At 38.0% G+C, this 22,823-nt stretch carries 18 protein-coding genes and 2 other annotated features; of the genes, 17 read left to right on the forward strand and 1 reads right to left on the reverse strand.

Translation table 11 applies throughout. The features are described from left to right. Positions 1 to 633: 633 nt before the first annotated feature. The 14 genes from AC4D4B_RS01260 (at position 634) to AC4D4B_RS01325 (ending at position 18,504) form a co-directional block, all read left to right on the forward strand. Complete coding sequence (locus AC4D4B_RS01260; RefSeq protein ID WP_490994238.1) at positions 634 to 1,953, forward strand: aromatic amino acid transport family protein; 1,320 nt, start codon at positions 634 to 636, stop codon at positions 1,951 to 1,953. Between the two features lie 390 nt (positions 1,954 to 2,343). Further along, positions 2,344 to 3,567, forward strand: coding sequence for a beta-ketoacyl-[acyl-carrier-protein] synthase family protein (locus tag AC4D4B_RS01265; RefSeq protein WP_490998944.1), 1,224 nt, complete (start codon positions 2,344 to 2,346; stop codon positions 3,565 to 3,567). Next, positions 3,564 to 4,994: an ATP-binding protein gene (locus AC4D4B_RS01270; RefSeq protein ID WP_490998945.1), complete on the forward strand. Its 1,431-nt coding sequence runs from the start codon at positions 3,564 to 3,566 to the stop codon at positions 4,992 to 4,994. Before AC4D4B_RS01265 ends, AC4D4B_RS01270 begins: the two co-directional genes overlap by 4 nt. 175 nt (positions 4,995 to 5,169) lie before the next feature. Further along, a complete protein-coding gene (locus tag AC4D4B_RS01275; RefSeq protein ID WP_490998946.1) occupies positions 5,170 to 6,036 on the forward strand; it encodes a GNAT family N-acetyltransferase in 867 nt (288 codons plus the stop codon). Positions 6,037 to 6,251: 215 nt separating this feature from the next. After that, on the forward strand, positions 6,252 to 9,092 hold the full coding sequence (sucA, locus tag AC4D4B_RS01280; RefSeq protein WP_490998947.1) for a 2-oxoglutarate dehydrogenase E1 component: 2,841 nt from the start codon (positions 6,252 to 6,254) through the stop codon (positions 9,090 to 9,092). 16 nt (positions 9,093 to 9,108) lie between these two features. Continuing rightward, positions 9,109 to 10,362 carry a 2-oxoglutarate dehydrogenase complex dihydrolipoyllysine-residue succinyltransferase gene (gene odhB / locus AC4D4B_RS01285; protein WP_490998948.1) on the forward strand — a complete coding sequence of 418 codons (1,254 nt, stop codon included), beginning with the start codon at positions 9,109 to 9,111 and terminating at the stop codon, positions 10,360 to 10,362. A 569-nt stretch (positions 10,363 to 10,931) separates the two neighbouring features. Continuing rightward, positions 10,932 to 11,181 (forward strand) — a binding site (T-box leader). 42 nt (positions 11,182 to 11,223) lie between these two features. After that, positions 11,224 to 11,460: a binding site (T-box leader), on the forward strand. Between the two features lie 52 nt (positions 11,461 to 11,512). Continuing rightward, positions 11,513 to 12,904: an anthranilate synthase component I family protein gene (locus AC4D4B_RS01290; RefSeq protein WP_490998949.1), complete on the forward strand. Its 1,392-nt coding sequence runs from the start codon at positions 11,513 to 11,515 to the stop codon at positions 12,902 to 12,904. Beyond that, entirely contained in the window at positions 12,885 to 13,478 is a 594-nt protein-coding gene (locus AC4D4B_RS01295) for an anthranilate synthase component II (RefSeq protein ID WP_490998950.1), read from the forward strand. Before AC4D4B_RS01290 ends, AC4D4B_RS01295 begins: the two co-directional genes overlap by 20 nt. Continuing rightward, the gene (gene trpD, locus AC4D4B_RS01300) at positions 13,471 to 14,508 is read left to right on the forward strand and encodes an anthranilate phosphoribosyltransferase (RefSeq protein ID WP_490998951.1); all 1,038 of its coding nucleotides are present in this window, start codon (positions 13,471 to 13,473) and stop codon (positions 14,506 to 14,508) included. The genes AC4D4B_RS01295 and trpD overlap by 8 nt, the downstream gene beginning before the upstream one ends. Next, entirely contained in the window at positions 14,493 to 15,284 is a 792-nt protein-coding gene (trpC, locus tag AC4D4B_RS01305) for an indole-3-glycerol phosphate synthase TrpC (RefSeq protein ID WP_490998952.1), read from the forward strand. Before trpD ends, trpC begins: the two co-directional genes overlap by 16 nt. Further along, positions 15,281 to 15,898: a phosphoribosylanthranilate isomerase gene (locus AC4D4B_RS01310; RefSeq protein ID WP_490998953.1), complete on the forward strand. Its 618-nt coding sequence runs from the start codon at positions 15,281 to 15,283 to the stop codon at positions 15,896 to 15,898. The genes trpC and AC4D4B_RS01310 overlap by 4 nt, the downstream gene beginning before the upstream one ends. Before the next feature lie 5 nt (positions 15,899 to 15,903). Then, positions 15,904 to 17,103: a tryptophan synthase subunit beta gene (gene trpB, locus AC4D4B_RS01315; protein WP_490999051.1), complete on the forward strand. Its 1,200-nt coding sequence runs from the start codon at positions 15,904 to 15,906 to the stop codon at positions 17,101 to 17,103. After that, complete coding sequence (gene trpA / locus AC4D4B_RS01320) at positions 17,096 to 17,896, forward strand: tryptophan synthase subunit alpha (RefSeq protein ID WP_490998954.1); 801 nt, start codon at positions 17,096 to 17,098, stop codon at positions 17,894 to 17,896. Before trpB ends, trpA begins: the two co-directional genes overlap by 8 nt. A 122-nt stretch (positions 17,897 to 18,018) precedes the next feature. Further along, complete coding sequence (locus tag AC4D4B_RS01325; RefSeq protein WP_490994250.1) at positions 18,019 to 18,504, forward strand: DinB family protein; 486 nt, start codon at positions 18,019 to 18,021, stop codon at positions 18,502 to 18,504. 96 nt (positions 18,505 to 18,600) lie between these two features. On the opposite strand, the gene AC4D4B_RS01330 is transcribed toward AC4D4B_RS01325, so the two are convergent. Continuing rightward, on the reverse strand, positions 18,601 to 19,062 hold the full coding sequence (locus tag AC4D4B_RS01330) for a hypothetical protein (RefSeq protein WP_490998955.1): 462 nt from the start codon (positions 19,060 to 19,062) through the stop codon (positions 18,601 to 18,603). A 329-nt stretch (positions 19,063 to 19,391) separates the two neighbouring features. Here AC4D4B_RS01330 and AC4D4B_RS01335 point away from each other — a divergent pair, with 329 nt between their 5' ends. From AC4D4B_RS01335 to trhA, 3 genes are all read left to right on the forward strand, one after another. Next, a complete protein-coding gene (locus AC4D4B_RS01335) occupies positions 19,392 to 20,009 on the forward strand; it encodes a 5'-nucleotidase, lipoprotein e(P4) family (RefSeq protein WP_490994252.1) in 618 nt (205 codons plus the stop codon). Between the two features lie 600 nt (positions 20,010 to 20,609). Continuing rightward, a complete protein-coding gene (locus AC4D4B_RS01340; RefSeq protein ID WP_490994253.1) occupies positions 20,610 to 22,091 on the forward strand; it encodes an NAD(P)H-hydrate dehydratase in 1,482 nt (493 codons plus the stop codon). A 47-nt stretch (positions 22,092 to 22,138) separates the two neighbouring features. Then, positions 22,139 to 22,783: a PAQR family membrane homeostasis protein TrhA gene (gene trhA / locus AC4D4B_RS01345; RefSeq protein WP_490994254.1), complete on the forward strand. Its 645-nt coding sequence runs from the start codon at positions 22,139 to 22,141 to the stop codon at positions 22,781 to 22,783. Positions 22,784 to 22,823 lie beyond the last annotated feature (40 nt).

The raw sequence follows: 22,823 nt of genomic DNA on the forward strand, positions 1-22,823 counted from the left end.
TTAGTAAAAATTCCTTAATGTAAGCTATCGTTTCTGAGCTTGCTCAGTTCACGTCTGTTGGGGGATTCTAGTGATTATCAAGACTATTAAGTGTAACCTTTGATAATAAAACCAATTTAGTCATAATCTACTAATGATTATAGCAGAATGTAAACGCATTCTAATAATTAATTTTTACAAAAATTAGTTTTTACTCATCTATATTGACATATTAAACCAATTATGTGATACTTTGAGCTAGTAGTAAATAATAACTACTGTAATAAATTATTGGAAATTAAATAATAGATTTCCAAAGTCGATTTTATTTCTTAGTAATGTAAACCTTTTCTAAAAAGAAGGGAGTTATCTATTGGTCTGATGTGTGAACCGGTCGAAGGATTGGTAGAGGTTCCTTGTGTTAAGAGAAAATGAGTTGTTTTCTATATAAATACAATATTTTGTAAACGCAAACAAATTAGTTGGAGCAAAAGATACATATACACAAATATCTCAGTTTTAATCTGCTGGAATAAATACAAAGGAATATAAATTAGACTTTATTTTCGAATCTTGTAAGTAATTAAACTTATAACAACTATAAGTGATAATCCTTAGTAGAAAGTCAATGTATATATAAGGAGGAGTTAAATCATGCATGGAAATACAGCAAAGAAACTCGAGTTACCGATTGAAAACCATTCAGTAAACCAAGAGAACTTTCCAGATGCGAAGAAATGGCATAAACAAGATACAACCTGGGCATTGAGCCTTTTTGGAACAGCAATTGGAGCGGGCGTACTCTTCTTACCTATTAATGCAGGATCAGGTGGATTAATATCATTATTGCTAATTACTATACTAGCCTTCCCAGTAATGTACTACTCGCATAGGGCACTTGCTAAAATGATAGCCGCTTCAGATTCTGCTGAAGAGGGAATTACAGGTACGATAAGAGAGTATTTTGGAAATAAGGCAAGTATAGCCTTTAACATCGTTTATTTCTTCTCTATTTATACAATCGTGCTGATGTATTCAGTTGCACTTACAAATACAGCAAGTAGTTTTATGGTAAATCAATTGCATATGAACGAGCCGCCAAGAGCCATTTTATCACTTGTATTAATACTAGGTCTTATCGTCATACTAAATTTTGGACAAGATATAACTGTAAAAGTAATGAGCATGCTAGTTTATCCATTTATAGCTTCTCTGTTATTTATCGCAGTATCTTTAATTCCACAGTGGAATACATCGATTTTTAGTTCTGCAAGTGTTTCTACTGCTTCATCAGGATCCGGATATTTTGGAATTATACTGTTGATATTACCGATTATCGTATTCTCGTTTAACCATTCTCCTATTGTATCGTCATTTGTAATGAAACAACGGGCAACCTATGGAAAAGATGCGACTGACGCAAAATGCGCCCAGATACAAAAAGTTTGTTATATCATGACATTCTCTGTTGTAATGTTCTTCGTTTGGAGCAGTGTCTTGAGCTTAACTCCAAGTGACCTTGTTATGGCAAAGGAACAGAATTTATCCATTCTATCTTATCTTGCAAATGAGCTTGGTTCACCTATAATTGCTATTGCAGCGCCTATTATTGCATTCGTGGCCATCACAAAGTCCTTCCTTGGTCATTATGTAGGAGCTTACGAAGTAATGCGTGACATGATTGTGGCATCAGGGAAAGCACGCGGAAAAAGCATTAAAGAAAAAACAATTAAAACTTCCATTCTAGTATTTGTTGTATTAACATGCTGGTTTGTTGCTTATACAAATCCAAGTATTCTAGGATTAATTGATACACTCAGCGGACCACTGGTTGCTGCTATCTTATGTGTACTACCAATGTATGCAATCCGTAAAGTACCAGTACTAGCTAAATACAGAGGGAAATTGAGCAATGTGTTTGTCATTGTTGTAGGTGTGCTTACGATACTAGCAAGTATTAAGGTATTCTTCTAATTCCCTTTTGAGAATGAAGATTATTGAAGTAAGTTTGAAAGTAAAAAGTTAATAAAGGTTTGATGCTTGAACCTAAGACAAGGGCTGTATTCCGGACTTTACGGTATGCAGCTTTTTTTGTAGAGGTATTACTGAAGAGTGAAGTTAGTGGTAAAAAATTATTGTATGTATATGAATGAGTTATTAGAATTAAAGTTTAACTATTTAATTATCATTCGATAACTTGCGATTTTAGTCATCCTTTTTTGAAACGGCTACTATCTTTTTAATCCAATTCAAATATTTTGATTATTTAAACATATTTTTAATAGTTTTTTCCTATAGTCATTCCGAAATATTATCTGCTATAATTTTTTTAGGTAAATATTCTCAACTGAGGCGGAAAATTACATGAAAATAGTAGTTAGTGGCTACGGTATAATAGCTCCGAATACACGGAATATCGACGAATTTTTATATAATTTACAGCATGGTGTGAACACATTGGAAGTAATAGATGGAGAAGGTTATAAAAAAGAATCCAATATAGTTGGTTTAGTACATAATGGATTAGAAGAGTTAGAGAAAGATAGGAGAATTAATCGATTACCCAAAGTGTCTAAATTGGGAATTGTGGCCGGGAGAGAGGCATTGGAATCAGCAGGGGTGGATTTAGCAGGAAAAAAAGTCGGGGTTTTCTTTGGAACTTCACTTGGATCATCTGTAGATCAACATTCTCTGGACGCAGTTGTACATGCGAATAATGATGATTATAGAAAAATGCCTATTACGTTTTCTCACTATGTCAATTATCACAGTATGACCTCATCTATCGCTTACTTTTTAGGAGCAAAAGGTGTGACAAAAACAATAAGCACTGGCTGCACTTCTAGTTTGGAAGCAATTGAAGAGGCAATGCTCTATTTACAAGCCGGTAAAATAGATGTGGCTATTGTAGGTGGAACAGAGAGTCCGATTGGTAAACTAATGACTTACGCTTTTTCTAAAACACGAATATTACCTTTAAATCAAGCAATGGATGTGGGAGCTGTTCCATTTCATGAAGATAGTAAAGGATTTGCAGCATCTGAAGCATCTGGTGTGATTGTTTTAGAGAGAGAAGAAGATGCCGTTAATCGGGGAGCTCATATTAAAGGAGAAATTGTAGACATCATCTCGAATAATGATGGGGCTTATATTTATGATTCAGATGAATCAGGAGAACAGATGATTAAGGCATTAAAAGAAGTCACGAGTGGACGCAATCCAGATTATATCAACAGCCAGGCACTTGGAATCCAGCAGAATGATCGGATTGAAGAAAAGTGCTCTAGGGAATTATTTAACCATCAAATACCATACAGCTCGATAAAAAGTATGTATGGAAACCCTCTCGCTTCCATTGGTATCTTACAAGTGATATCTTCATTATTAAGTGTGGAACATGATTTTATTCCTCCAACAATAAGAACAACTAAAAAAGGCTATGAAGATATGAATATTGTTACTGAAACAATTTATCAGGAGGTCAATGAAGTAGCTGTTACCAATCATGGGCATGGTGGAAATAATGCATGTGCTTATATTAAAAAATATAGAACTGAACATACGTCATTGGAGTGCAAAAATAAATGATTATCGGATTATTAATATGTACTATTGGGTTGATCCCTTTGGTTGTTTCATTCGTTATAAAAAGTATGTATAATGAATCAAGATTGACAATGGGTCTCGTTTTATACATGCTCTTTGTTACAATTTGGCAAATTGATGTTGGGGTACTTTATTTTTCAGATATTCTTTCTGAGAGTACCATTCTAGTATTATTTAAATTGCTGCGTTTAGGGCCTACTTTTGGAGTGCCAATTGTTCTCTATGTAGCATATTTGGTTATAAAGGATCAGCCAACAATGTTAAAAGATACTCCTTGGTTAGCAAAGGTCTCGAGATTATTACTTAATAAGAAGTCACTCATCTTTTTTATTATTTTAAGCGGAGTGGTCTATGTAATCAATCTGACGGATTTAGGGATTAGTGGGTTAACCGTAAAGACCAGTTTCTCATCCAGTTTTTATTACCCTGTGTATGGACCCTTAGGATGGATATTCATTTTACATATGATTGGCTTTATCATCTTTTTAATTCTTGTCTATTTAGTTTCGAGACATATATCTAACACGAGCTTCAGAAAATTTTTAAATGCATTTTGTTTAGCCTCCATTTGGTTAATCTTATCTGGATATTTAAACCTTTCACCAGGGACAGGTGCCATAACAAGCAGCATCGGGGTGATCGTATTCTCTGTCTTTGTGGTACATTTCTTTGTTAAATTGAACACGAGTCTAAAAGATAGTCATTATCTACTGCTGGAAAGACAAAAAAAGCTGGATTATACAGGGAATTTAGCGGGAAGTTTAATTCATGAAGTGAAAAATACCAATCAAATAATCAAGAGTTTTTCAAATCTTCTTAATCTGAGTAATGACTTAACAGAGTCAGATAGGAAGACACTGGATATGATTCAAAAGTCATCTGAACATCTAGGTAAACTGACTAATAATTATAAAGATTATATGAAGTCATCTAATCTAGTTCTGAAAAAGGAAAATTTGATAGAGGTTATATTAGATTCCATTAACATGTCTTCTGAAATGCTGCGCACAAATCAGGTGGATATTGAAGTGGTTAATAATTACGAACCTTTGAATGCCTATATTAATAAAACTAATTTTGGGCAAGTCTTTATCAACTTAATCAAGAACAGCGTGGAGGCTATGCCTAAAGATCGAGAGAATAAGAAAATAATGATTAAGACCCAATTGGAAAATGAACACATTATTATTCATTTCATTGACACAGGTAAGGGAATCCCTCCAGCTAACTGGGAAAGTATATTTGATCCATTTATTTCGATAGATAAGCGGGGAATGGGATTGGGATTACCATTTGTTAAGAAAACAATCATTGAGCATTTAGGGAATATTACTATTTCCAAAAGTTCATCTGAAGGAACTCATTTTAAAATCGAGCTTCCACAGAACGGAATATTAGACATGAATTAACTACTGCATCCAATCTACTATAAATTAAGCAGCAATCCTTTTTTAGGGGTTGCTGTTTTTGATTTATAATAGAAGTTAGTTATAAAAATATTATGTAAACTCAAACTGTTTTAATTAAATTGTTTTGAAATATATAGATGTAGGAGGATAATAGAAAAAAGGAGGATGAGTCAAAATGAATATCGTATTCTATGACACGATTAAACCTTTTAAGGACAAAATCGAGCCTATTCTTTTAAAGGATGAAGCGAAGCATAATGTCATTCTGGGATTGGTGAATAAATTGATCCAAAATCCATCAGATACTATAAAACTTTTCATGTGTACAGTGGAGGTAACAGATCAGACTGTCCTGGTATTTTTACGAACTCATCCACACAATCTGCTTATTGCTGGCGATCTTAACCAAAAAGAAGCTATTTCCTTTGCTGTAAATAAATTTGTTGAAGAAGGGTTTATGTTTCCGGGGGTTACAGGCGAAAAGAGATTAGCGCAAATATTTGCTGATGAATGGAAGCGTATAACGGGAATTGAGGGCTCTATTGGCGTGCAGCAGGGCATTTACAAGCTGACCAAACTGAACTCTATTCAAATCACAACAGGGTATCTACGTCAGGCTGTCCAAGAAGATGCTCCTTTAGTAGCTGATTGGATTAAGGAATTCACTGAATATACGGTTGATAATCTCACTTACGAAGAATGTCAGGCAAGAGCAAATGATTTTATCGAGGAGAAGTCCTTGCATTTATGGATTGATCAGAACAGACCGGTATCAATGGTGAAGTGGGCTCGTCCAACGCAAAATGGTATTGTAATTTCCCTGGTTTATACTCCTGATGAAGAGAGAGGGAAGGGGTATGCGAGCTCGTCCGTTCACACTTTTTCGAAACAACTTCTTGAAAACTATTTATTTTGCAGTTTATATACGGATTTATCAAATCCAACTTCAAATTCAATTTACCAAAAAATTGGCTATGAATGGGTATGTGAATCTAGTATGATTCAATTTGGTATTAATCAAAAAGGAGAGTTGGTTATATAATCAATTCTCTTTTTTTGCTATTTCATAATAGCTGATTTTTTGGAAAGTTTTGATTTTCTCGTAAATTAAGTGCAAACCTTTGAGTATATTCACCAAAACATGGTAGAATAATGTCGGAAATGTTTTATCCTTCCGACTTTTTTGATAACGTTATAATTATATATTATTCAGTCGCAGGAATAAGGCAAAACAATGTTTAACAGGGGGATTTCATAATGAAACTTGATACACCTGTAACAAACCCTTGGCTAGAGTTTCAGGGGCCAAACTTGGGTTACGTCCAGGAAATGTACGAAGTTTTTTTACAGGACCCAGAGCAAGTGGATCCGGATTTGGTGAGATTATTTGAAGAGTGGGGACCTCCAAGATTAGAGGAAACCGAACAAACAAGGGGTAATCAAAGTAAGGAAGTTTCAGACGGTCAGTTCACAGCAAAAATGATGTATAAAGTATCGCAGGCTGTCAAATTGGCTGAGGATATTCGAATAAACGGACATTTGGCCGCTGACATTTATCCATTGTACAGTAAGGTAAAGAAAGATATTAATTTAGGATTGGGTAAATATGATTTAACGACTGATGATTTGAAAGCGATGCCAGCTTCCTTAATCAGTGATGTTTTGCCTGCAAACATTCAAAATGGCCATGAAGCCATCGAATATTTAAAAGTTTTATATACGAGAACGATTGCTTTTGAATTCGATCATATCCATGACATGGAAGAGAAAAAGTGGCTTACACAAATGGTTGAACAAACAGCCTCCGGTTTTGCAATTTCGGCAGCTAAAAAGAAAAATTTGTTGAAGCGCTTAACTGAAGTGGATGGATTTGAGCGATTCTTACATAAAACCTTTGTTGGACAAAAGAGATTTTCAATTGAAGGTGTAGATTCTTTAGTGCCACTTCTTGATGAATTAGTTTCAAGATCCGTTCGCGGCGGAACTACTTCAATTAATATCGGAATGGCACATAGAGGCAGATTGAATGTACTGGCTCATGTGCTGGGTAAACCGTACAAAAAAATATTCTCTGAGTTTCAGCATGCTCCGGATAAAAAATTGGTACCATCTGAAGGATCCGTTGGTGTTACATTTGGATGGACTGGTGATGTGAAGTACCACCTGGGCGCAGATCGTAAAATTAAAGAAGAGAATACAAGAGAAGCGATTATAACGTTGGCAAATAATCCAAGTCACTTGGAATTTGTCAATCCCATCGTAAATGGATATACAAGGGCTGTTCAGGATGACAGAAGCCAAAAAGGGTTTCCTGTACAGGATTCGAATTCCAGTATGTCAATTATTATTCATGGAGATGCAGCATTCCCAGGTCAGGGAATTGTGGCGGAAACCTTGAATTTAAGTCGTCTTAAAGGGTATCAAACAGGAGGCACCGTACATATTATCGCGAATAATATGATCGGATTTACAACAGAAAGCCGGGATTCCCGCTCAACTCGATACTCAAGTGACCTGGCGAAGGGATATGAGATCCCGATTATCCATGTCAATGCGGATGATCCAGAGGCTGTATTAGCTGCAGCTTATGTAGCTATTTTATATCGTCAAAATTTCAAAAAAGACTTTTTAATAGATTTAATTGGATACAGACGTTATGGCCATAACGAAATGGACGAGCCAATGACAACAAATCCGGCCATGTACAAGATGGTGCATGAGCATCCAACACCTAGAGAGGTGTATGCAAAGAGACTAGTGGATGAAGGACTTGTAACGGGAGAAGAGGTCGCTCGTCTGGATCAGGAACATTCTGATATGTTGAAAGAGTACTATAATCAAGTGGGTGCAAAGGAAGATTTGCCGCTTGAAGCAGCTGATGTTCCAAAAATAATTGAATCCGGGATTCCGAAGGTAGATACAAAAGTAGAGCTTGACGTATTAAAGCAAATAAATGCGGAGCTTTTAAAACGACCTGAGAACTTCAAGGTATTTAATAAACTGGATAAAATCCTTATGAGAAGACAGAATGCTTTGGAAGAAGGAAATAAAGTAGACTGGGCTTTGGCTGAAACATTAGCTTTTGCAACTATCTTACAGGATGGTACACCGGTTCGCCTTACAGGACAGGATTCCGAGCGCGGTACATTTGCTCATAGAAACATTGTTTTACATGACAGTGAAACGGGAGAAACCTATTCTCCATTACATGGACTTGAAGGGGCAAAAGCTTCCTTTGCGGTTCATAACAGTCCATTGTCTGAAGCAGCTGTGATTGGATTTGAATATGGATACAATGTTCAATCACCGGATACGCTCGTTTTATGGGAAGCCCAATATGGTGATTTTGCTAACACTGCTCAAGTATTATTTGATCAATTTATTGCTGCAGGGAGAGCGAAATGGGGCCAAAAATCTGGCTTAGTCATGCTATTGCCTCATGGCTATGAAGGCCAGGGACCGGAACACTCCAGTGCGCGTTTGGAGCGATATTTATCATTGGCAGCAGAGAATAACTGGACTGTAGCTAATTTAAGTTCAGCAGCTCAATACTTCCATATTTTAAGAAGACAAGCAGCTATTTTAGGAAAAGAAGAAGTACGCCCACTGGTATTAATGACGCCAAAGAGCTTGCTGAGAAATCCGACTGTTGCGAGTACTGCTGAAGAACTGAGTGACGGTGAATTCAAGTCCTTTATTGAACAGCCAGGCTTAGGAAACAAAAAAGACAGTGTGGAAAGAATCGTTTGCTGTACAGGTAAAATGGCAATTGATTTATCTCAGGCTATTGAGGCTCAAGAAAATCTTAATTGGCTTCATATTGTGAGAATTGAAGAAATCTATCCATTCCCACTTAAAGGGGTTCAAGAATTATTTGCATCCTACCCGAATCTAAAAGAGATAGCATGGGTACAGGAAGAGCCTAAAAATATGGGCGCGTGGAATTTCGTTGAGCCACGTTTAAGAAAAGCAGCACCAGAAGGGGTTAAAGTTGAGTACATCGGCAGAAGAAGACGATCCAGTCCTGCAGAGGGAGATCCAACTATTCATAAACAAGGACAAAATCGTATTATTAACAGCGCATTAACTCGCGAATAGAGGAGGAAATATAGAGATGGCAGAGGTAAAAGTACCAGAATTAGCGGAATCAATTACAGAGGGAACAATTGCACAGTGGCTTAAACAACCGGGTGAAAAGGTTGAAAAAGGTGAATATATCGTTGAGCTTGAAACAGATAAAGTAAATGTCGAAATCATCTCCGACTATGAAGGAGTTTTGACAGAGCAATTAAAAGAAGAGGGAGATACAGTTCTTGTTGGGGAAGCAATTGCGCTGGTAGATGCTGAAGGAACACCTGCAGAGAGTGAAAAACAAGAACCTGCTGCTAAAGAGCAAGAAAAAGAAGAACCAAAAGCTGCACCTGCTCCTGAACCAAAAGAAGAAGAGAAAAAAGGAAATAAAACAGTTGCTTCTCCGGCTGCACGTAAACTGGCAAGAGAAAAAGGGATCGATTTGGATGAAATCCCTACAGTAGATCCACTTGGAAGAGTGCGCAAGCAAGATGTAGAATCCTACAATGGACATGCACAAGCCAGCGCGCCTGCACCTAAGCCTCCAAAACCGGAAGCTAAAAAAGCAGCACCTGCACCGGCTCAGGTATCTGGTAAACCGGAAGAACGTGTGAAAATGTCACGCAGACGCCAAACAATCGCGAAACGTTTGGTTGAGGTTCAACATAATACAGCGATGCTGACTACTTTCAACGAAGTAGATATGACGAATATCATGAAACTTCGTAATAAACGTAAGGATGCATTCCAAAAAGAAAATGATGTGAAATTAGGCTTTATGTCCTTCTTTACAAAAGCAGTGGTTGGTTCCCTTAAGAAGTATCCATTGTTAAATGCAGAAATCCAAGGTGACGAGCTGCTTATTAAAAAATACTATGATATCGGTGTAGCCGTATCTGCTCCTGAAGGCTTAGTAGTCCCTGTTGTTAGAGATGCGGATCGTATGAACTTTGCTGAAATCGAAAAAGAAATTGGCAGCTTGGCGAAAAAAGCACGTGATAATAAATTGGCCCTATCAGATTTACAGGGTGGAACCTTTACTATCACAAATGGCGGTGTTTTCGGTTCCTTAATGTCAACACCTATTTTAAATGGAACACAAGTAGGTATTCTGGGAATGCACGGTATTAAAAAACGTCCGATTGCTGTTGAGGATGACAAAATTGAAGTTCGCCCAATGATGTATATCGCATTATCCTACGATCACCGTATTGTCGACGGAGCAGAAGCAGTTAGCTTCCTTGCAAACGTGAAAAAACTAATTGAAGATCCGGAATCTTTATTGCTTGAAGGATGATTTTTTTAGAGTTTAAACGATAAAATAAAAATTAAATATATTAGTTAGCTATAAAATGGTAGGAATTTTAAAAATTGATGTCTACTGGTACAAATCTTTTATATTTAAATACCAATCTATAGAAATATATCAGGCTATTATGCAGTTGCACATGAATATGAATGGATTTTGAACCATTTATAGCTAAGGTAATAAATTAATAATAAATATAGGGATTGAAACTAATAACCCATATTTTTATTCACTGGCAGTAAATTAAGCAAGAATATAAATAGTAGTAGACTAAAGAGTGTCAAATTCCTTGGAATTTGGCACTCTTTTTGTGAGGAAAGCATATACTATACCCTTCTAGCTAGCCTTTGTATTGTAATTAGAGGATAGGAAAACGCAGAGGATGCTTGTTTCTAATAGATAAATTAATATTTAATCTATGAGTTAGATGATCCCTTTCATTAATATATAACCATTTTTTTGGTTTCTCTGACTAAAATGCATCGTTTTACCTATATTTAACTGAATAGGTTGACAATTCAAAATGATTAATTTAATATTAACAACAACTTAAACAACGGAATGCGTTGATGAAGAGTAGTAGCATTTGAAGGAGTTTTAGAGAGCCGATGGGTGGTGGGAATCGGTACGATTTCATTTGTGAATGGACTTCGGAGCTGCCGGGCAGAACGTGAGTTAATCAGTATGCCTTGGCCGATTTAGCCAATCGTTATAATAGGCTGACAGTTATTTCTATAAGCTGTCATAAAGTGGGTTGCTGAATTCAGCAATCAATTAAGGTGGTACCGCGGGTCTCTCGTCCTTTCTACAAGGATATGAGGCCCTTTTTGTATGGGATAAAATTGAATAAATAAAACGTTAAGAAAGAGGAGTAGCATAAAAACATTGCACTACAGAGAGCCGGGATGGGTGAGAACCGGTATGCAGGCTTTATGTGAATGGGCTTTCGAGTGATTCCCTGAAAGATGAGTAGGGGAATACGGGATTCCGCCGTTAAAAGGATAGGATATAAAAATGATGGATTCTTTCATCCTCGTATCTGAAAGAGATCCAACGGGGGTGGCACCACGATTATACGTCCTCCATAAGCAATTTTATTTGCTTATGGGGGATTTTTCTATTTTCAGGAGGGATTAGATTGAGAAAACCTATCATAACCAGGCAACGACTGAAAGACGAAGAAAAGAACAAACTTAGAAATATAGAAGACATCGCTGAGTCATATAAAGCGGTGCTTGAATTTCCATCTCCGGGCGGTGGCAGAACAAAAATTATTGCCTTTAACCTATATGCAGAAATCATGACGAGTATAGATGGTACGTTCTTTAAAAAAGGTCAACTGAAAAAGAAAGTGAATAATCCGCATGAGTTTATAAAAGCGTCCCTTGCAATCGATGATTCTCTTTATCCTGATTTGCCATTTATAGGAGGTTCCATTGGATTTGCCGGTTATTCATATAGTTTTCTCTTTGAAGAAATAGATTCGCCGGAAATGAATCCGGTTGGTATTCCGGATCTCCACTTTCTCTATCACACAGACTATTTTGTTTACAGCGGTGATGATTTTTCTGAATGCAGCCATCTTCATTTAGATTATGAAGGTGAACAATCAGAGGAAGAATTGATTAAAAACATGCAGTACTTTCGGGAAAAATTATCCGCATATAGCCAAGGTTTTGGACATGAAATGTATTTGATTCACGGAATTAAAAGCAATACGGATAAGGAGAGATTTATTGATTCGGTCAATGAATTAAAATCCAGAATTGGAAACGGCGATATATTCCAGGCTGTCTTGTCGCAGCGATGGACCGGTTCATTTATGGGAGACCCGGAAGTATATTATGAGAAGTTAAAGAAAGAACATCCTGATACATTCCACTTTCATATTAATTTTGGTACCTATCACATTGTGGGTTGCTCTCCTGAACGATTGATAGCAATCGATCAGGGCATCATTCACTCTAATCCGATAGCTGGTACAAGACGAAGAGGCTCTACTCTTCAAGAAGACGAAGAACAGATTGCCAGTTTAATAGCGGATGAAAAAGAGAAGGCAGAACATGTCATGCTGGTGGATCTAGCTAGAAATGATTTGGGGAAGATTTGCAAGCCGGAAAGTGTAAATATTAAACGGTTTATGGAGATTGAATCATTTAAAAATGTAATCCATCTTGTCTCAGAAATTACAGGTGTTTTAAACGAAGCAATTCATCCGATGGACGCAATTAAAGCCTGTCTTCCGGCTGGAACCGTATCAGGTGCACCAAAGATAAGAGCAATCCAATTAATCTCAGAGGCTGAACAGGAAAGAAGGGGCGCTTACGGTGGCGGTGTTGGTTTTATCTCCTACGGTGGGGAATTAGACCTGGCCTTAGCAATCCGAATGATGGTGATTAAAGATCAACAAATTCATTTCCAGGCTGGCGCTGGCATTGTCTATGATTCCATTCCGGAAAATGAATGGTATGAAACACTTCACAAGGCGGGATTTAAGGAGGTTGGGCTGAATGATTTTACTTATCGATAATTTCGATTCCTTTACGTATAACCTCTATCAGCTTTTATTGGAACTGGGGGAAGAGGTCCTGATTAAACGAAATAACGTCCTTACGATGCAAGAAATAAAAGACTTAGCGCCAACTTCAATTGTCTTATCACCCGGACCTGGGCGTCCAGAGGAGAGTGGGGTATGTAAAGAGTTAATTAAAGCTTTTTATAGCCATATTCCTATTTTAGGTGTTTGTCTGGGTCATCAGGCCATTGGCCAGGTGTTTGGTGCTACGGTATGTAGAGCAGGAAAAATCAAACATGGTAAATCATCCAAGATCATTCATACACGGGATGAAATTTTTAAGGATACACCTCAAGGGTTTCAGGCAATGAGATACCATTCTTTAATTATAAAAGAAGAGACTTTGCCAAATGAGTTTAAGATTATAGCAACTTCAGAGGATGATGAGGAGATTATGGCTATTCGTCATAAGCAGTATCCCTTATACGGCGTTCAATTCCATCCCGAATCAATAGGAACGCCCTATGGAAAAAAGATAATCACTAATTTTCTTAATAGTACTGTGAAGGAGGCAGTCTTTCATGAATGAGTATCTTTTCATACTAAGCAAAGGAAAGAGTTTATCAGAGGGTGAAATGACGGATGCTGCACAACAAATGCTAAGTCCAACTGTTTCAGAAGCGGAATTGGCTGCGTTTTTAATGGCCATTGGATTGAAGGGATACGGGAGTAAGGAGCTGTATATTATCGCAGAAATGATTCGAAAGGAATCGACACATCAACTGGGAACTATTCCGGATGCAATGGATAATTGCGGTACCGGAGGCGATCGCAGTAACAGCTTTAATATCAGCACGGCATCAGCATTTGTTTTGGCAAGTGCCGGAATCAAAATGGTGAAGCACGGAAACAAAAATATGACGAGTCAATCCGGCAGCATGGATGTGCTGAACGCATTGGGTATTAATACGATTAATCAAAAGGAAGAAGCCAGGAAAGCGATTTATCAAGCTAATTTAGTATTTTTGAATGCTGGACATATCCACCCAAAATTAAAAAGAATCGCTGCCGTTCGGAAGCAATTGGGTATTCCTACAATTTTCAATGCAATCGGACCCTTAACAAACCCAGTCCATTTAACCTATCAAATGGTTGGTGTGTATGATGTAAATCTATTAAAGCTATATGGAGAAGTATTGTTGAAGGCTGGGAGAAAGAGGGCTGTCATTATCCATGGGGCGGGTAATATGGATGAAGCATCATTGGCTGGCGAAAACAAGCTATTTTTCGTTCAGAATGGTCAAATAACAGAAGAAGCCATCCATCCCCAGGAGGTGGGATTGAAAGTATCGGACAATATCCATTTGACTGGTGGTGGGCCATCTGAAAATGCGAAAAAAATGATTGGAATCTTTTGCGGGGAAAAGAATCCATGTCGTGATGCAGTCCTTCTAAATGCAGGAATTGGTTTATTTGTTTCAGAGAAAGTCTCTACGATTCAGGAAGGAGTCATGTATGCGGCTGAATTAATCGATTCAGGTGCCGTCTATCGGAAATTACTTGAAGTTAGGGGACCGGTTCAAACGAAAGGGGTCAATGATATATGCCAACCTATTTAATGAAAATCGTGGAGCACAAGAGGAGAGAGTTGAGTAAATTAACCGCAATTGAACTGTCAAATGACATCAAACGAATGCAGGTAAAAAATACTTTTGCCGAACGAATCAAAAAGCAGTCGACCCTTGGTGTGATTGCAGAATTTAAACGGTCATCCCCTTCAAAAGGAATTATTCATTCTCTGGCCAATCCGATAGAGGTAGCTAATCAATATGTGGAAGGCGGAGCTGACGGCATATCCGTTTTGACGGATAAAGAATACTTTAACGGAAGCTTTGATGATTTACAGGTTGTAAGCAGGCATGTGAATCTGCCAGTTCTATGTAAAGATTTTATATTGGAAGAATCTCAGATTAATCAAGTCCTTTTATCGGGGGCAAGTATTGTCCTGTTAATTGTAAGGATTTTATCACCTGAGAAATTAAAAGCATTGTATGAGTATGCTCTCCATCTACATTTGGAAGTTTTACTGGAAGTACATGATGAGGATGATTTAGAGGTAGCTCTATCCCTTAAACCGCAATTGGTTGGTATAAATAATCGCAATCTTCAAACATTCAAAACGGATATAGCTGTTACTGAAAGTTTAATTAAATTGATTGACGATCCGTCAATTCTTGTCATTAGTGAAAGTGGAATCAAGAATATAGATGATTGTATACGTGTTGCCAATGCAGGCGTGGATGCCATCCTAGTCGGGGAGGCATTGATGAAGCATCTAGACCCCGCTCAATTTGTAAAAGAAATCAAACAAATTGAAAGAAGGCAAGGCCGATGAAGGTGAAAATCTGCGGAATACAAACCATTGAGCATGCATTGGCAGCTGAAAAAGCAGGTGCGGATGCCATTGGATTTATGTTCGCCGAAAGTAAGCGAAGAATTACTCCGGAGAAGGCCAAACGAATCATCTCAAAACTGGAAGGTGAAATCTGGAGGGTCGGTGTCTTTGTTAATGAAGAGGTAGAAACGGTGAGACAAGTGGCACGATATTGTGGATTGACAGCCATTCAGCTTCATGGAGAAGAAAAGCCGGCAGACTATTTGGAGGTTGGATTGCCAATCATTAAATCGATAGGAATTAAGCCTGCTCAAGCAGACTTAGATGTTGATGATGTTCAGCATGCTGATTATATTTTATTGGATGCAGCAGCACGGGAATATAGAGGTGGAAACGGAGTGGCATTTGATTGGGAAAAGGTGAGAGGACTGGGAGGTGAATACCCTACTATCATTCTAGCGGGAGGCTTGAAATCTGAAAATGTAAGAGTTGCAATTGAGGTTGTAAATCCATATATGGTTGATGTGAGCAGTGGTGTTGAGGTAAATGGGAGAAAAAATACGAGAAGAATCTTTGAATTTATAAAAATGGCAAAAGAGGGGGAAATCAAGTGAATCAAATAAAAGAATATCCAGATACAACTGGCCGATATGGGGAATATGGAGGAAGATTTGTACCGGAAACATTAATGCCGGCTTTGTTCGAATTGGAGGAAGCCTATAAAACGATCGCACAGGAAGAGTCATTTATGACTGAATATCAATTACTTTTGAAGGATTATGTAGGAAGAGAGACTCCGTTATACTATGCGGAAAATTTGACTGAATATTTGGGTGGTGCGCGGATTTACCTTAAAAGGGAGGATCTAAATCATACAGGTGCTCACAAAATTAATAATACACTTGGTCAGGCCCTGCTTGCTAAAGCGATGGGCAAAACGAGAATTGTGGCGGAAACAGGTGCCGGCCAGCATGGTGTCGCGACTGCTTCAGCTTGTGCCTTGCTTGGTTTGGAAGCAGTGATTTTTATGGGTGAAAAAGATGTAAAGAGGCAAAAACCGAATGTGCTGAAAATGGAATTGTTGGGTGCAAAGGTAGTGCCTGTACAACAAGGAAGCTGTTCGCTGAAGGATGCCGTAAATGAAGCTTTACGTTACTGGGTCGGTCATATTGAGGATACACATTATTTATTAGGGTCTGTGATGGGACCGCATCCGTTTCCGCAAATTGTACGAGATTTTCAAAGTGTGATAGGTCGGGAAACCAGGGAGCAATTCTTAGCTTTACACAATCGCTTGCCAGATGAAATTATTGCCTGTATCGGGGGTGGCAGCAACGCAATGGGCATGTTTTATGAATTTTTAGAGGATGATCAGGTTACTTTAGTAGGCGTGGAAGCGGCTGGCCAAGGGTTAGATACAAATGAGCATGCAGCATCCCTTTCAAAAGGAGAAAAGGGGATTCTACATGGGGCACTCATGTATCTCCTGCAGGATAAAGCTGGACAGATAGAGGAAGCTCATTCTATATCGGCTGGACTAGATTATCCGGGAGTCGGACCGGAGCACTGCTTTTTGAAGGACGAGGGAAGAGTGGAGTATACATCTATTCGAGATGATGAAGCATTGGAGGCATTTAAGCTGTTAACAAGAAAGGAAGGAATTATACCTGCGCTCGAAAGCTCGCATGCGATAGCGGAAGCAGTCAAAAGGGCACCTGATATGGGGAAAGATCAGTCTATTGTAATTTGTTTATCCGGAAGAGGAGATAAAGATATGGATACCGTCATGAGTGTAATTGGAGGTGTGGAGCATGTCTAATAAGCTAGTAGATTGTTTTTCAGAGGCTAAAAAGAGTGGAGAAAAAGGGTTTGTCCCCTACATTATGGGAGGTGATGGAGGGCTCAATCAGCTTGTTGCGACTATAAAGTACTTTGAAAGATTAGAGGCTTCCGCCATTGAAATTGGAATTCCGTTTTCTGACCCAGTAGCTGATGGACCAAGCATTCAGGAAGCAGGTTTACGTGCCCTGGAACAAGATGTTACTTTGGAGGATATATTAAATGAATTAAGGAATACGGAGGAAATTATTGAAATTCCGTTAATTATTATGACGTATGCAAATCCTGTTTTACGCCTTGGAATTTCAACATTTGCTGCCAAGTGCAGAGAAGCCTCCATTAGTGCCTGTATCATTCCAGATGTTCCGCTGGAGGAAGAGCAGATGTTTAAGAAGGAGCTCAGTAAGGAAGGCATTGTGTTAATCAGACTCTTACCTTTAACAGCAAATCCAACTCGAATGGCAAAGCTTTGTGATGGAGCGGAAGGTTTTATTTATGCAGTAACGGTAAATGGGACAACAGGAGAACAGGCGCAGTTGAATGATGAGGCCTTTAAAGAACAAATCCTACAACTTAAGCAGAATACGGACTGTCCAATCTATGCGGGATTCGGGATATCCAATGCAAAGACGGCCAATCAATTGTATGACTATTGTGATGGTATTATTGTAGGGAGTAAGGTTGTAAGTTTGTTGCATCAGGGGGGACATAAGGAATTGGAGTCCTTTGTAAAAGAATTGAATAGAAATAAGGTAAAGCAAACAACCAGCTAACAATTTGTATGATTATTAGTCAAATAAGCCGCTTCACTTCTGTTTTTTTCCAGGAAAGATAGGGTATAAAAGAAAGCAACCCATATCTTGTGAGGGCAAAAAGAATAAGTGGAGGGGAATATATGGAAACGACTGGTATGCAAAAACAATTTGAGATGACCAGAAGCAAGCTGCAGGACATTTTAGAGGATTTATCTGAAGCAGAAGCTGATCTTCAACCAGAAGGTTTTAATAATACGATTCGCTGGCAATTAGGGCATGTACTGGTAAGTGCTGAATCCTTCTTGTTTGGCTATCCTGGCAGCAGTTCACCGCTTTCTGAGTTATATGGAGAATTTTTCAGTAGTGGAACTTCGCCAAAATATTGGCAAAGAAGTGCACCTTCTTTGAATGATATTAAATCTAATTATCAATCTCAGGAAAAGAGAATTAAAGATTTACCTGAGGAATTCTGGAGAGAAGAGGTAACTGGTCCTCTTGAAAAGTTTGGTATTAGTACAAAAAGCGAATTGTTTCACTTATTACTTAGCCATGAAGCGATGCATTTAGGGCAGATTCAATCATTAAAAAAATTAGTGGAACGACATAAAACGACTAATCAATATTAATAAAGAGAGCGGGGAAGGTGTCATATCCCAAAAGTTAGAGTAGAACTAACTTTTAAGGAGCGGTACCGTATTCCCCGCTTTTTTTTAAGTTTCTGTTTATTTATTGAGCAAAAGATCTGATAAATTCTTTGCATCTGTTTCTAGTGTACCGAGCCCTTCTTTAGGATGGTCACTAATAATAGTTGCCGAATCATTGCTCGAGGTTAAGAATAAGAGATATTCAGTTAATCGTTCAGTACTTTCTTTGTCATTTTTAAAATATAAGGTTAATTTTACATCTTCGGGTCCAGCTAACTTAGCTTCTCCATTTGGTTTCCATGTGATTTGTTGAAATATCTCACGTGATTTTTCAATGGTTCCTTCATCTGTAATCGTATTAATTTCTTCATAAGCATCATCCTTTTTAAGGACTTCCACATCAATCCTGATAAGTTGATTTAAGTTATAACCATTGGAGGCTTGAACATTATGATCCTTCAGAGTTTTATTCATATATACGGTTATAAATAAAACAAGAATGATACCGGTCATCAACAAAACAAATGGTTTTTTAAACAAGAATATCACCTCTATATTTATGAATCCCTAGAAATATATCCTAATCGAGATAAATAGTTTTTATATTCGACTCTTCATAATAAAGAATCTGATTAAAGATTAACATAATTTCTGGAAAATAGGTTTATCTTGGAAAATTTGACTAATAAAATGTTCCATTTTACGGAGTTTTAATAAGGAAAGAAAATTTTAAATCAATCAGTAAAGATCTCAAATGAGGTCTTTTTTTCGTACCTAATACCTACTTTCTTTAAGCACATTCGCTATTCCAATATAAATTTTTCATGAAATGAAAAGTCTTTGGAAAAACTGTTTGAGAGGTGATTGGAATGAAAAAGAGTGGCATCAGAAAAGGACGTTTACTTATTGCTGTATTTAGTGTTTGGCTAAATTTACCTATAAATTGGATAGAAGCTAGTCCAAATATGAGTCATCAAGAAGAAAATATCATGCACGTTCTTAGGTACCAACAATCTACGGCTGATGCGTCATTTAGCAAAGGTTTTAAAGTGGCTAAACAAAGACTCGATCGAGCTCTGCAACAAAAGACGGATGAGGATAAAGCCATTATTTTAGATTTAGATGAAGACGTACTGAATAACCGCCCTTTTTTAGCTCGGTTAGCTCAAAAGAACAGCTCCTTTAATGATAAAGAATGGGAGGCATGGGTCAACCAAGCAAATGCCAAACCTCTGCCCGGTGCATTAGAGTTCCTTCAATATGCGGATATGAAGGGAATCCAAATCTTTTATGTGTCAAACAGGGAAAAACATTTATATGAGGCTACTGAAAAAAATCTAAAGAAGGCTGGATTACCGCAAACAGATCAGGGACATCTTATTTTACTATCAGATGAAGTGAATGCAGAATCAAGAAGAAAAGCAATCGAAAAGAATCATATCGTCATTCTGAATCTCGGTGATAATTTAATTAATTTTTCCAAGTAAATTGATACTTATAATCCTCTAGAACAGACGTGGAAGGAAATAAGTATATCGTGTTATCAACTCCATGAAATGAAACTGGACAAAGGAGGTACGTTATTTACTCGAAGTTGATGGGTAAGCAAATGTCAGTTCCGATTGTGGAGCTGACTATTTTATTTTCAAAAGCTATCGAAAACTTATACCGGAGATTTTAGGAGTAGCTATGCCCCGCTTATGCCGCACCTATCCCCGGTCAAAGGTGGAGCAAAGGTGTAGGAAAGGTGGGAGAAAGGAGGCATTCCCCGGCTATGGACCACCTATGATGCACCTATACCGGGTCAAAGGTGTAGGAAAGGTGAGGGAAAGGAGATATTCCCCGGCTATAGACCACCTATGATGCACCTATACCGGGTCAAAGGTGGAGTAAAGGTGTAGGAAAGGTGAGGGAAAGGAGATATTCCCCGGCTATAGACCATCTATGACCCACCTATTCAGCACCTTTGTTACCACTTTCCTAAACCTTTTCGACAAACCAGATTAGATTTCTTACCTTACTATATCGTTTAAATTTCCTATTCCTATTGTTGTATACTAAAAATATAAGAAGAGAGGTGGTCGATGATGAATATTTATTTTTCGAATGATATCAGACAAATCGACAGTAAAGCTGAAGCGGATGGGCTGTCCATCTTTACTTTAATGGAAAACTCCGGACAGGCTTTGTTCAGAGAAGTATCCAGTTTGATCAAGAGGGAAGATGAAGTTGGAATCATCGCTGGGCAAGGAAATAATGGAGGCGATGCAATTGTCCTTGCGAGATTATTGCTGAATCACGGTTACAAGGCAACGCTTATTTTGCCGTTTGGATTGCCAAAGTCTGAAGTTGCACAACAGCATTTTTCTTATTTTATTACTTGTGGATACCCATACACCCAAACGATTGAAAATGAATATGATGTTCTGGTAGATGGGCTCTTTGGAATTGGGTTTAAACCGCCATTTTCCAGCCAGGCAGATCGAGTGCTTGCCTACTGGAACCAATCACAGGCTGTGAAAATTGCGATTGATATTCCATCGGGTGTTGAAGCAGATAGAGGTAATGTAGTGACCGCCTTTAAAGCGGATTACACATTATGCTTACATGGGGTTAAACCTTCAGCTTTTTTAGTGCCTTCGGCTGAGTTTTATGGGACAGTCAAATCGTTGGATATTGGATTGGTTCAGCAATCAGGCTGGAGAGTATGGACAGAGGAAGATGTTAAACAAACATGGCCTGCTTTACCAAAAAATCCGCACAAAGGTTCATTTGGAACCGGATTATTAATTGCTGGCAGTGAAGAAATGCCAGGCTGTGCACTTCTGTCTGGGCTCGGTGCTATGCGTTCCGGAATCGGCAAACTGATGATCGCAACAGATAAAAGTGTAGCACAAATTGTTTGTCAGAGACTTCCTGAAGCAACCTATTGGTATCACTCGCTTCAACAATTAAAAGAAAATAAACAGTTATCCAGTATGAAAGCAGCAGCAATCGGTCCTGGTTTGGATTTGGATGAACAATTGGAGGATAAAGTTCAATTTTTATTGAATCAACCTGATCTGCCTCTTATTTTAGATGCAGCTGCCCTGCAAAAAAGAGAGTATCCAAAAGGGCGTCCGGCACCGGTTATATTGACACCTCATCCAGGAGAGATGGCTCGTATTACAGGATTATCTGCTAAGTGGATCAATGAAAACCGCATTTCGGTTGCACGTGATTTTGCTATTGAACATGAGGTAACAGTTATTTTAAAAGGAGTAAATACGGTTATCGCTTTTCCAGATGGAACTGGCTATATCAATCAAACGGGAAATCGCGGTCTTTCAAAAGGAGGTTCTGGAGACACATTGCTTGGAATTATTCTAGGATTACTGTGTCAAACTGAACCATTCTCACACTATACAACAGCCGTGTCGAATGGGGTTTATCTTCATGGAAAATCGTCAGAATATTGGGCCATTGAACGTGAACCGAGTGCAATGCTAGCAACAGATATTATGGAGGTTTGGCCATATCTTTTAAAAGAATTAAATCTTAAAAAAATAGGTAGAAAGGTATTAATTTAGCAAAAAAACGGGAATAGACAAATAAAAACATGGAAAGGAGTCTCTTGATGAATCGAGTCTATACTTACACCAAGAAAGAAGAAGTCGTCAATGCGATTACACACGGGATAGGAGCAGCTTTATCCTTTGCGGCCCTCATTTTAATGATTGTTTTTTCTTTAACGAATGGAGCGGGCGATAGGCTATCAGTTGTTTTGGTCTATGGAATATCGATGTTGATGCTATTCACATTCTCGACTCTGACTCATGCATTTCCTGAAGGCAAAGTCAAAGTGATTATGGAATTCTTTGACCATACCTCTATCTATTTGTTTATTGCAGGGACCTATACACCTTATGCAATCATAGCAATTGGTGGAAAAACAGGCTATGCTTTATTAACAATCATTTGGACTTTGGCTATAGCCGGAATTGTTTTTAAAGCCATTTTTCTAAGAAAATTTGTCGTTCTCTCTACCGTGATTTATATCATCATGGGTTGGTTAATTGTTGTAGCATGGGAGCCATTAAAAATGGCAGTTCCTCCAACTGGATTAATGATGCTTGTGTATGGCGGTTTATTATACACGGTAGGAAGCATCTTTTATGTATGGAGAGGGTTTCCTTATCATCATGCGATTTGGCATCTGATGGTATTGGTTGCTTCTATTCTGCACTTTTTATCTATCTTTTTGTATGTATTACCTATGTAAATTAAAAAAATGTCGATTCAATACTCCAACAAAGGTTTGG

This window comes from Pradoshia sp. Z6_59 (genome assembly GCF_058267515.1).

Bases quoted from the DNA above. Each gene is read 5' to 3' on its own strand.
- AC4D4B_RS01260 (WP_490994238.1), top strand. From the start codon at position 634: ATGCATGGAAATACAGCAAAGAAACTCGAGTTACCGATTGAAAACCAT.
- AC4D4B_RS01265 (WP_490998944.1), top strand. From the start codon at position 2,344: ATGAAAATAGTAGTTAGTGGCTACGGTATAATAGCTCCGAATACACGG.
- AC4D4B_RS01270 (WP_490998945.1), top strand. From the start codon at position 3,564: ATGATTATCGGATTATTAATATGTACTATTGGGTTGATCCCTTTGGTT.
- AC4D4B_RS01275 (WP_490998946.1), top strand. From the start codon at position 5,170: ATGAATATCGTATTCTATGACACGATTAAACCTTTTAAGGACAAAATC.
- sucA (WP_490998947.1), top strand. From the start codon at position 6,252: ATGAAACTTGATACACCTGTAACAAACCCTTGGCTAGAGTTTCAGGGG.
- odhB (WP_490998948.1), top strand. From the start codon at position 9,109: ATGGCAGAGGTAAAAGTACCAGAATTAGCGGAATCAATTACAGAGGGA.
- AC4D4B_RS01295 (WP_490998950.1), top strand. From the start codon at position 12,885: ATGATTTTACTTATCGATAATTTCGATTCCTTTACGTATAACCTCTAT.
- trpD (WP_490998951.1), top strand. From the start codon at position 13,471: ATGAATGAGTATCTTTTCATACTAAGCAAAGGAAAGAGTTTATCAGAG.
- trpC (WP_490998952.1), top strand. From the start codon at position 14,493: ATGCCAACCTATTTAATGAAAATCGTGGAGCACAAGAGGAGAGAGTTG.
- AC4D4B_RS01310 (WP_490998953.1), top strand. From the start codon at position 15,281: ATGAAGGTGAAAATCTGCGGAATACAAACCATTGAGCATGCATTGGCA.
- trpA (WP_490998954.1), top strand. From the start codon at position 17,096: ATGTCTAATAAGCTAGTAGATTGTTTTTCAGAGGCTAAAAAGAGTGGA.
- AC4D4B_RS01325 (WP_490994250.1), top strand. From the start codon at position 18,019: ATGGAAACGACTGGTATGCAAAAACAATTTGAGATGACCAGAAGCAAG.
- AC4D4B_RS01335 (WP_490994252.1), top strand. From the start codon at position 19,392: ATGAAAAAGAGTGGCATCAGAAAAGGACGTTTACTTATTGCTGTATTT.
- AC4D4B_RS01340 (WP_490994253.1), top strand. From the start codon at position 20,610: ATGAATATTTATTTTTCGAATGATATCAGACAAATCGACAGTAAAGCT.
- trhA (WP_490994254.1), top strand. From the start codon at position 22,139: ATGAATCGAGTCTATACTTACACCAAGAAAGAAGAAGTCGTCAATGCG.